10 protein-coding genes and 1 pseudogene are annotated in these 8,644 nt (G+C 70.3%); 6 read left to right on the top strand and 5 right to left on the bottom strand.

Annotation, left to right across the window (positions count from 1 at the left end; all coding sequences use genetic code 11):
- Nucleotides 1-181, bottom strand: a pseudogene (locus ACZ55A_RS36360) (aminofutalosine synthase MqnE); the annotation flags it as partial.
- A 189-nt stretch (nt 182-370) separates the two neighbouring features.
- Entirely contained in the window at nt 371-829 is a 459-nt protein-coding gene (locus ACZ55A_RS36355; RefSeq protein WP_468849270.1) for an Lrp/AsnC family transcriptional regulator, read from the bottom strand.
- Between the two features lie 121 nt (nt 830-950).
- On the opposite strand from ACZ55A_RS36355, the gene ACZ55A_RS36350 reads away from it, so the two are divergent.
- Nucleotides 951-1,085, top strand: a complete 135-nt coding sequence (locus ACZ55A_RS36350) for a hypothetical protein (protein ID WP_468849268.1) — start codon at nt 951-953, stop codon at nt 1,083-1,085.
- Nucleotides 1,086-1,089: 4 nt separating this feature from the next.
- Here ACZ55A_RS36350 and ACZ55A_RS36345 read toward each other — a convergent pair whose 3' ends face one another.
- Nucleotides 1,090-1,824 (bottom strand): UbiX family flavin prenyltransferase, encoded by a 735-nt coding sequence (locus ACZ55A_RS36345; protein ID WP_468849266.1) that lies wholly within the window; start codon nt 1,822-1,824, stop codon nt 1,090-1,092.
- Between the two features lie 115 nt (nt 1,825-1,939).
- On the opposite strand from ACZ55A_RS36345, the gene ACZ55A_RS36340 reads away from it, so the two are divergent.
- Nucleotides 1,940-2,593, top strand: coding sequence for a rhomboid family intramembrane serine protease (locus ACZ55A_RS36340; protein WP_468849264.1), 654 nt, complete (start codon nt 1,940-1,942; stop codon nt 2,591-2,593).
- A gap of 67 nt (nt 2,594-2,660) precedes the next feature.
- A complete protein-coding gene (locus tag ACZ55A_RS36335) occupies nt 2,661-3,314 on the top strand; it encodes a magnetosome magnetite crystal formation protein family (protein WP_468849262.1) in 654 nt (217 codons plus the stop codon).
- 49 nt (nt 3,315-3,363) lie between these two features.
- Here the strand turns inward: ACZ55A_RS36335 and mqnP are convergent, their stop codons facing one another.
- Both mqnP and ACZ55A_RS36325 read right to left on the bottom strand, forming a co-directional pair.
- On the bottom strand, nt 3,364-4,266 hold the full coding sequence (gene mqnP, locus ACZ55A_RS36330) for a menaquinone biosynthesis prenyltransferase MqnP (protein ID WP_468849260.1): 903 nt from the start codon (nt 4,264-4,266) through the stop codon (nt 3,364-3,366).
- Complete coding sequence (locus tag ACZ55A_RS36325; RefSeq protein WP_468849256.1) at nt 4,263-5,723, bottom strand: menaquinone biosynthesis decarboxylase; 1,461 nt, start codon at nt 5,721-5,723, stop codon at nt 4,263-4,265. The genes mqnP and ACZ55A_RS36325 overlap by 4 nt, the downstream gene beginning before the upstream one ends.
- Before the next feature lie 88 nt (nt 5,724-5,811).
- Here ACZ55A_RS36325 and ACZ55A_RS36320 point away from each other — a divergent pair, with 88 nt between their 5' ends.
- The 3 genes from ACZ55A_RS36320 to ACZ55A_RS36310 all read left to right on the top strand — a co-directional run bounded on the left by ACZ55A_RS36320 (nt 5,812) and on the right by ACZ55A_RS36310 (nt 8,606).
- Nucleotides 5,812-6,240 (top strand): PLD nuclease N-terminal domain-containing protein, encoded by a 429-nt coding sequence (locus ACZ55A_RS36320; protein ID WP_468849254.1) that lies wholly within the window; start codon nt 5,812-5,814, stop codon nt 6,238-6,240.
- A gap of 67 nt (nt 6,241-6,307) precedes the next feature.
- Nucleotides 6,308-6,964 (top strand): DUF4291 domain-containing protein, encoded by a 657-nt coding sequence (locus ACZ55A_RS36315; RefSeq protein ID WP_468849252.1) that lies wholly within the window; start codon nt 6,308-6,310, stop codon nt 6,962-6,964.
- Between the two features lie 214 nt (nt 6,965-7,178).
- Nucleotides 7,179-8,606, top strand: coding sequence for an alkaline phosphatase family protein (locus ACZ55A_RS36310; RefSeq protein WP_468849251.1), 1,428 nt, complete (start codon nt 7,179-7,181; stop codon nt 8,604-8,606).
- Nucleotides 8,607-8,644: the final 38 nt, after the last annotated feature.

Here is an 8,644-nt window from a genome sequence, read left to right as displayed (position 1 = left end):
TCAGATGACGGTTGACGTTGAAGTGCACGACATCGCCGTTCTTACGGGTGCGCACCTCGTGGGCCAGACCGCCCAGCCACGCCAGGTCGTCACACTCGTAGAGGGCGATACCGTCCTCGCGGGTCAGCCGCTCCCCGGCGTGGACCTTCGCCTCCAGCTCACGCTTGAGGCCCACATCCATCGACGCAGCCATCCGGTCGCCTCCCAGTCTCCGCCGTGTCACCAGGCGTGTCTCTAGCCGTTTTCAGCCCGTGTCTCAGCCGGTTCGATGCGTAAAACGAGCTTTGCCGAGCCTACTCCCCCGTCATGGAGAGGGACGGGGCCCCCTTGGCGCACCCGTCCGCTCCACCGTGCCGGCCGTCGTGGTGGCCTATTCGGCCTCTTCGGGCAGCTCGCCGACGCGGTTCTCCCACTTGGTGGAGAGCACGATCGTGGTGCGCGTACGGGAGACACCCTTGGTGCCGGACAGTCGCCGGATGGTGCGCTCCAGGCCGTCGACGTCCGCCACCCGCACCTTGAGCATGTACGAGTCGTCGCCGGCGATGAACCAGCAGTCCTCGATCTCGGCGAGGTCGCGCAGCCGGTGGGCGACGTCCTCGTGGTCGGTGGCGTCGGAGAGCGAGATGCCGACCAGTGCGGTGACGCCGAGGCCCAGCGAGGCGGCGTCGACCGTCGCGCGGTAGCCGGTGATCACACCGGCCGCTTCGAGGCGGTTGATCCGGTCCGTGACGCTGGGCCCGGAGAGGCCCACGAGCCGTCCGAGCTCCGCGTACGAGGCCCGGCCGTTCTCGCGAAGTGCCTGGATGAGCTGCCTGTCCACCGCGTCCATGACCTCAAGCCTTCCAATCTTTACGCATTTTCGGGTTCTGCATGTAGAATCTAAGGCATACAGGGTCTAGACCCTGCGAATCTTTCCCGCGATCAAAGACGATCTCACAGGAGTTGTGACCGTGTACTCGATCGAGATGGCCTACGCCCGCATGCGCGAGCTCCAGGACCAGGCCAATCGTTCACGTGCCCACAAGCCCGCACAGCCGCGGAACCGGCGCCGCTTCGGCCGCGCCGTCGCAGCGAAGAAGCGCTGAGCACTCACTGAGCAGTAGGAGCGTCCGGGGCCTCCTCATCCTTGGAACCACCCCGAAGCTCCCCCTCCCAACGCCGGTACAACCCGTGCGGCACCTCTGCCGCATCGAGCACCCGGCCCGCGACGAAGTCCACCAGATCCTGGATGTGCGTCGCCCCCGCGTAGAACGCCGGAGAGGCGGGCAGCACCACGGCGCCCGCCTCGTCCAGCGTCACCAGATGCTTCAGCGTCGGCCCGTTCAGCGGAGTCTCCCGCACCGCGACCACCAGCCGCCGCCGCTCCTTGAGCGTCACGCTCGCCACCCGCTGGAGCAGGTCCTTCGAGAGCCCCAGCGCCACCCCGGCCACACACGCCGTACTCGCCGGGACGATCAGCATCCCCTTGACCGGATACGAGCCCGACGACGGGCCGGCCGCCAGATCCCCGGCCGCCCAGTAGCGCACCCGCGCCAGATCCGCGTCCGTCACCGGAAACGTCGCCGGCTTGCCGTCCGCCCCACGCGCCAGCCATTCCCGCAGGTCAGCGCGCCAATGAGCATCCCGGAAGGCGATCCCGGTCTCGTCCAGCAGCGTCAGCCGCGACGCCCGGCTGACGATCAGATCCACCGCCTCCCCGGCCGCGAGCAGCCCGCGCACCACGGAAGCCGCATACGGCGTCCCGGACGCGCCGGAGATCCCCACGACCCACGGACGGCGGCGGCCCGGGTCCTGCGTGCTGGTGTTGTTGTGCGGCGGCTCCACGCATCGAGCCTATCCGGCGGAACCGCAGACCCCGTCACGGCCGTTCTTACCTGTGCGCCCCTCGCCGGGCCCCGCCGGGGCCGCCGCGCGCGGGGGACGGGAAGGACGGCCGGAGATGCCAGAACACACCACCGGGCCGACGGCCGGATGGACCGCCGGACGACCGGCCGGGCGGACCGCCGGACGAGTGCTGCCCGCGCTCTGCCTGATGCTGGGCTGGGTCGCGCTGCTCTGGCTGCTGGAGGGCGTCGACTTCGTCACCGGCGGCGCGCTGGACACCTTCGGCATACAGCCGCGCGACCCCGGCGAGCTGGTGGACCTGGTCCCCGCCGCCTTCATGCACTTCGGCTTCGGCCATCTGGCCGCCAACACCCTGCCGTTGCTGCTGCTCGGCTTCCTCGCCGCACTGCGCAGCGGACTGCGCCGCTTCCTCGCCGTCATCGCGCTGATCATCCTCGCCAGCGGCCTGGGCGTCTGGCTGACCGCCGCCCCGGACAGCAACACCGCGGGCGCCTCCGGCGTGGTCTTCGGCCTCTTCGGCTACCTCCTGGTGCGCGGCTTCATCGAGCGCAAGCTCCTCGACATCGGCATCGGCCTGACCGTCGGCGCGGTCTACGGCTCGATCCTGTGGGGCGCCCTGCCCACCGACAGCGGCGTCAGCTGGCAGGGCCATCTGTTCGGCCTGATCGGCGGCGTCCTGGCGGCCTTCGCCCTGCGGGAGCGGTCCGCGTCCCGCACCGCCACGTCCGCTGTCAGACCTGTCCCGTAACCTCACGTAGCACAGGCCGGACAACCGCACGGCAGCACGAAGCAGTTCACACGGGGGTGTGCAGACCATGTCCGACTACCAGCAGCCCGGGTACGGGCCGAACCCGTACGCCGGCGGCCAGGGCCACGGGTACGACCACGGGCACGCCGGAACGCCCGGCTACGGATACCCCGGTGGACCCGGACACGGCACTCCCGGCTACGGCGGTACGGGTTACGGCGATCCCGGATACAGCAGTCCCGGATACGGAACGCCCGGGTACGGCCCCCAGCCACCGTCCACGCCCTCGACGGGCCCCGCGATGTGGGCCCACCTCGGCACGCTGCTGATCGTCACCGCCGGCTCGATGATGTGCTGCGGTCTGGGCGCCTTCCTCGGCTGGATCTTCCCGCTGAACGTCCGCGGCAACGACCGCCACAAGCACGACCCGTACATCCGCCACCACGCCACCCAGGCGCTGAACTTCGGCATCACCCAGGCCGTCATGGCCGCGCTCGGCACGGTGCTCTACTTCGCCAGCGCCTTCATCTTCACCGCGGCCGCCACGGAGGCCCAGCGCAACGGCTCCGGCCTGGCGGTCCCGCTGCTGACCGTTATCGCCATCATGGCCGCGTACGGCATATCCGGCCTGGTCTGCGCCATCATCGCCACGGTCAAGGCCACCCGCGGCGAACTCTGGACCTACCCCCGCCTGATCGCCTGGCCGCTGAGCAAGGGCTGATCCGCCCCGGACACCTGGGGGCAACCCCGGCCCGCCGGCCGACCGCCCGTCAGACGGACAACCCCCGCACCAGCAGATCCAGCAGCGCGCACACGAAGAGCGCGATCCCGATGAACCCGTTGACCTGGAAGAAGGCCCGGTTGAGCCGGGTGAGGTCATGCGGCTTGACGATCGTGTGCTCGTACACGAAGGCCGCTGCCACGATCAGCAGGCCCAGCCAGAAGAACGGGCCCGCGCCGGTCGCCAGGGCGTACCAGACGAAGAGGGCCGTCGTGACGAGGTGGCAGCCGCGCGCGCCCCGGACCGCGGCCGGGATGCCGAAGCGGGCCGGGACCGAGCGGACGCCGACCTCGCGGTCCGTCTCCACGTCCTGGCAGGCGTAGATCAGGTCGAAGCCGCCGATCCAGATGCCGACCGCGAGGCCGAGGATCACCGCCTCCCAGGACCAGACACCGGTGATCGCGATCCAGGCGCCGACCGGGCCCATGGCCTGGGCGAGGCCGAGGATCGCCTGCGGGAAGTTGGTGAACCGCTTGCCGTACGGATAGACCACCATCGGCACGACGGCGAGGGGGGCGAGCGCCAGGCACAAGGGGTTCAACAGGGCTGCGGCGCCCAGGAAGACGACGAGGGCGATCAGTGCGCCCGTCCACGCGGACTTCACCGAGACCGCGCCGGTGACCAGTTCGCGCTGGGCGGTGCGGGGGTTACGGGCGTCGATCTCGCGGTCGATGATGCGGTTGGCGGCCATCGCGAAGGTGCGCAGGCCGACCATGGCCAGGGTGACGAGGAGCAGCCGGCCCCAGTGGATGGTCCGGTCCCCCTCGTACATCGCGGTCAGGGACGCGATGTAGGCGAAGGGGAGGGCGAAGACCGAGTGCTCGATCATGACCAGGCGCAGGAACGCCCGGGTGCGGCCGGGCTGCGGGACGGCGGCGGATGCGCTGCTCACGAGAGGCCGTACTCCTTCCAGCGGCGGTCGACCAGCGCCGCCGTGCGCGGGTCGGACTCGACCATGTCCGGCCAGCCCCCGTCCCGCGTGTAGCCCTCCTCGGGCCACTTCTTCGTGGCGTCGATACCCGCCTTGCCGCCCCAGAACTGCTGGTAGGAGGCGTGGTCGAGGTGGTCGACGGGGCCCTCGACGACGGTCAGGTCGCGGGCGTAGTCGGTGTTGCCGAGGGCGCGCCAGGAGACCTCGTGGAGGTTGTGGACGTCGCAGTCCGCGTCCACGACGACGATCAGCTTGGTCAGCGACATCATGTGGGCGCCCCAGATGGCGTGCATGACCTTCTGGGCGTGCTTGGGGTACTTCTTGTCGATCGAGACGATCGCGCAGTTGTGGAAACCGCCGGACTCGGGGAGGTGGTAGTCCACGATGTCCGGGACGATGATCTTGAGCAGCGGGAGGAAGAAGCGCTCCGTCGCCCGGCCGAGCGGGCCGTCCTCGGTCGGCGGGCGGCCGACCACGATCGACTGGAGCAGCGGACGCTTACGCATCGTCACACAGTCGATGGTCAGGGCCGGGAAGGGCTCCTGGGGCGTGTAGAAGCCGGTGTGGTCGCCGAAGGGGCCCTCGGGCAGCATCTCGCCGGGCTCCAGCCAGCCCTCGATGACGACCTCGGCGTTCGCCGGGACCTGGAGCGGGACGGTCTTGCAGTCGACCATCTCGATCCGCTTGCCCTGGAGGAAGCCGGCGAAGAGGTATTCGTCGATGTCGCCGGGGAGGGGGGCGGTGGAGGCGTAGGTGACGGCCGGGGGGCAGCCGAAGGCGATGGCGACCGGCAGCCGCTCACCGCGCCGGGCGGCGACCTGGTAGTGGTTGCGGCTGTCCTTGTGGATCTGCCAGTGCATGCCGATGGTGCGCTTGTCGTGGCGCTGGAGGCGGTAGAGGCCCAGGTTGCGTACGCCGGTCTCGGGGTGCTTGGTGTGCGTCAGCCCGAGGTTGAAGAAGGAGCCGCCGTCCTTGGGCCAGGTGAACAGCGCCGGCAGCTTGTCCAGATCGACCTCGTCGCCCTGGAGCACGACCTCCTGGACGGGTGCGCTCTCGCCCTTGACCTTCTTCGGGGGGACGTGGGTCATGCCCGCGAGCTTGCCGAACGCCTCGCGGATACCGACGAAGCCCTGGGGCAGTTCGGGCTTGAGCAGTCCGCCGATCTTGCCGCTGATCTCCTCGTACGACGTCAGGCCGAGCGCCTTCAGGAGGCGGCGGTCGGTGCCGTAGACGTTCATGGCGAGCGGCATCGCCGAGCCCTTGACGTTCTCGAAGAGCAGCGCGGGGCCACCGGACTTCTGCACCCGGTCCACGATCTCGCCGACTTCCAGATACGGGTCGACCTCGGCCTTGATGCGCTTGAGGTCGCCTTCCCGCTCAAGAGCGCGCAGGAACGAGCGGAGATCGTCGTAAGCCATGCGTTCCAGTATCGGGTACGCACTACCCTGGACGGGTCACCGGGCCCCGTCGAGGGCCCGCCGTCGCGTGCAGGGGGCCCGCTCCGCAATGCTCAGGTATCTGCCGTTCCTACTGGTGCTGGCGCTGTGGATCTACGCGTTCATCGACTGCCTCAACACCCCTGAATCGCAGGTCCGCGGCCTGCCCAAGGTGGTGTGGGTGATCGTCATCCTGCTCTTCGGAGAGGTGCTGATCGGGCCGGTCGCCTGGCTGGTGGCGGGCAAGCAGCGGCAGCCGGCGGGCGGTGGCGGCAGTACGCCTTCGGAGTGGCACCGCAACCACGGTGCGAAGTGGGTGGCGCCGGACGACAACCCGGAGTTCCTGCGGTCGCTGAAGGAAGAGAACACGAAGGACGAGGCGCTGCTCAAGGACTGGGAGGCGGATCTGCGCCGCCGCGAGGAGGAGCTGCGCCGCAAGCAGGGCTCGCAGGACGAGGCCCCGAACGGCCCGGAGGACACCCCGCCGGCCAAGGGTTGAGCCGGGCGCCGGCGCGGACCCGCCAATTCGGTGGCCCGGTCGCGGGGCGCTCCGTCAGGATGCGGTCATGAGCACCCTCCCCGGTGTGCCGGTACCGGACCGCGCGCACGCCCCCGTACCCGTAGAGCCCGCCGAGCCGGTCCGTCGTATCCGTGCGCTGTACTCCGAGGAGACCGTCACGGTCTATCAGGCGTATGCGCCCGCGCTGGGTGTGCCGGCCGCGCGGGACGGGCGGTTCCCGGCGGCCTGGAAGCGGGAGCGGATGACATGGATCAAGCCGTCGTTCCTGTGGATGATGTACCGCTGCGGCTGGGGGGCCAAGGCCGACCAGGAGACGGTGCTGGCCGTCGAGATCGACCGGGCGGGCTTCGACTGGGCGCTGCGGCACGCCTGTCTGTCGCACTACGACCGGGAGGAGCACCTCGACCGGGACGCCTGGCGGCGGCAGTTGGCGGGTTCGCCGGCGCGGGTGCAGTGGGATCCGGAGCGTGATCTGCACCTGAGGCCGTTGCCGTACCGTTCGCTCCAGTTGGGGCTGGCAGGTGAGGCGTCGCGGCGGTACGCGGACGAGTGGACGGTGGCGATCACGGACGTCACTCCGCTTGCCCATGAGGTCCATGCGCTGGTGCGGTCGGGGGATGCCGCGGGGGCCGCCGCGCTGTTGCCGGTGGAGCGCCCGTACCCGGCACCCGGGGGAACTCCGGGGCTTGGGCGCGTGTCCTGAAGCGGCTTCGCGCACGCGTCATTCCGGCCCCCGCACGGTCCGGCGGGCGCTGCTTCGGGTGACGTACGGGACGTCGGGACGGCCGGCCAACTCGCGTCCGTTCACGGCCATTTGATGCACCGTTCGGTCCCCGTCCCCTGCCCGGGTAACTCTCCCGCCGCCACAGTCGGTGCGGCCCACTGAGGGCTCACGCGACTCAGGGAGAGTGGCACATATGCCCGACATGACCCGACGCAGACTCCTCGGCTCCGCGGCCGGTGCGGTCGGCGGCGCCGCCGCGCTGTCACTGCTGCCGCCCAGTGTCCAGAAGGCCGTCGCCGCCGGACCGGCGCGGCACGGTTCGCTGCACGACATCGAGCACGTCGTCATGCTCATGCAGGAGAACCGGTCGTTCGACCACTACTTCGGCACCCTGCGCGGCGTCCGGGGCTTCGCCGACCCGGACGCGCTGACGCTGCCGGACGGCCGGTCGGTCTTCCACCAGCCGGACGCGCAGAACCCGGAGGGCTATCTGCTGCCGTTCCGTCTCAACACCCATACCTCCAGCGCCCAGGCGATCCCGTCGACCAGCCACGCCTGGTCGGTGCAGCACGAGGCGTGGAACGGCGGGAAGATGGACCGCTGGCTGCCGGCGCACCGTAAGGCCGACGGGGTCAACGGCCCGTATGTGATGGGCTATCACACCCGTGAGGACATCCCCTTCCAGTTCGCCCTCGCCGAGGCGTTCACGCTCTGCGACAACTACTTCTGCTCGGTCTTCGGGCCGACCTGGCCCAACCGGCTGTACTGGATGACCGGGACCCTCGACCCGGGCGGCAAGCTGGGCGGTCCGGTGCTGAACAACACCGCGCCCCGGCCGTACCGCTGGACGACGTACGCCGAGCGGCTGGAGGCGGCCGGTATCAGCTGGCAGGTCTATCAGGAGGAGGACGACTACGGCTGCAATCTGCTGGAGCAGTTCCAGACCTTCCGGGACGCCGGGCCGGGTGAGCCGCTGTACGAGCGCGGGGTGCGGTCGCAGCCGGCCGGTACGTTCGAGGACGATGCGCGCGGCGACCGGCTGCCGGCGGTGTCGTGGCTGATCCCCACCAGCCACCAGTCCGAGCACCCGGACTATCTGCCGGCCGCCGGTGCCGATTACGTCGCGCGGAAGATCGAGGCGATCGCGTCCAACCCGAAGGTGTGGGCCAAGACGGTCTTCATCCTCAACTACGACGAGAACGACGGGCTCTTCGACCATGTGCCGCCGCCGGTGCCGCCGCCGGGGACGAAGGACGAGTTCGTCGGGGGCCTGCCGATCGGGGGCGGATTCCGGGTGCCGTGTCTGATCGTGTCGCCGTGGACGGTGGGCGGCTGGGCGGCGGGAGACCCGTTCGACCACACGTCGGTGCTGCAGTTCCTGGAGCGCTGGACGGGGGTGGCGGAGCCGAACATCAGCGACTGGCGGCGGGAGGCCTTCGGCGATCTGACCTCCGCGTTCGGTTTCCGCCGCGCGGTGCACCGGCCGCCGCGGCTGCCGGACGACACCGCCGAGCAGCTGGCCCGGGCGCAGTGGGAGGTGGCGCATCTGCCGAAGCCGACGCTGCCGGGGGCGGGGCAGCGGCAGCCGTGGCAGGAGCGGGGGCGGCGCAAGCGGCGCTGAGGCCCGGGGCCCGGCGCCCGTTCGTCGTCTTCGGGAAA

The sequence above is a fragment of the Streptomyces sp. NPDC034111 genome (assembly GCF_055575375.1).
Note: the sequence above shows the minus strand (reverse complement) of the source record. Positions and strands in the feature narration are given on the sequence as shown.

Coding starts and splice junctions, on each gene's coding strand:
- ACZ55A_RS36315 (WP_468849252.1), top strand. CDS start 6,308: ATGAGCACCCTCCCCGGTGTGCCGGTACCGGACCGCGCGCACGCCCCC.
- ACZ55A_RS36340 (WP_468849264.1), top strand. CDS start 1,940: ATGCCAGAACACACCACCGGGCCGACGGCCGGATGGACCGCCGGACGA.
- ACZ55A_RS36325 (WP_468849256.1), bottom strand. CDS start 5,723: ATGGCTTACGACGATCTCCGCTCGTTCCTGCGCGCTCTTGAGCGGGAA.
- ACZ55A_RS36310 (WP_468849251.1), top strand. CDS start 7,179: ATGCCCGACATGACCCGACGCAGACTCCTCGGCTCCGCGGCCGGTGCG.
- ACZ55A_RS36355 (WP_468849270.1), bottom strand. CDS start 829: ATGGACGCGGTGGACAGGCAGCTCATCCAGGCACTTCGCGAGAACGGC.
- ACZ55A_RS36320 (WP_468849254.1), top strand. CDS start 5,812: ATGCTCAGGTATCTGCCGTTCCTACTGGTGCTGGCGCTGTGGATCTAC.
- ACZ55A_RS36335 (WP_468849262.1), top strand. CDS start 2,661: ATGTCCGACTACCAGCAGCCCGGGTACGGGCCGAACCCGTACGCCGGC.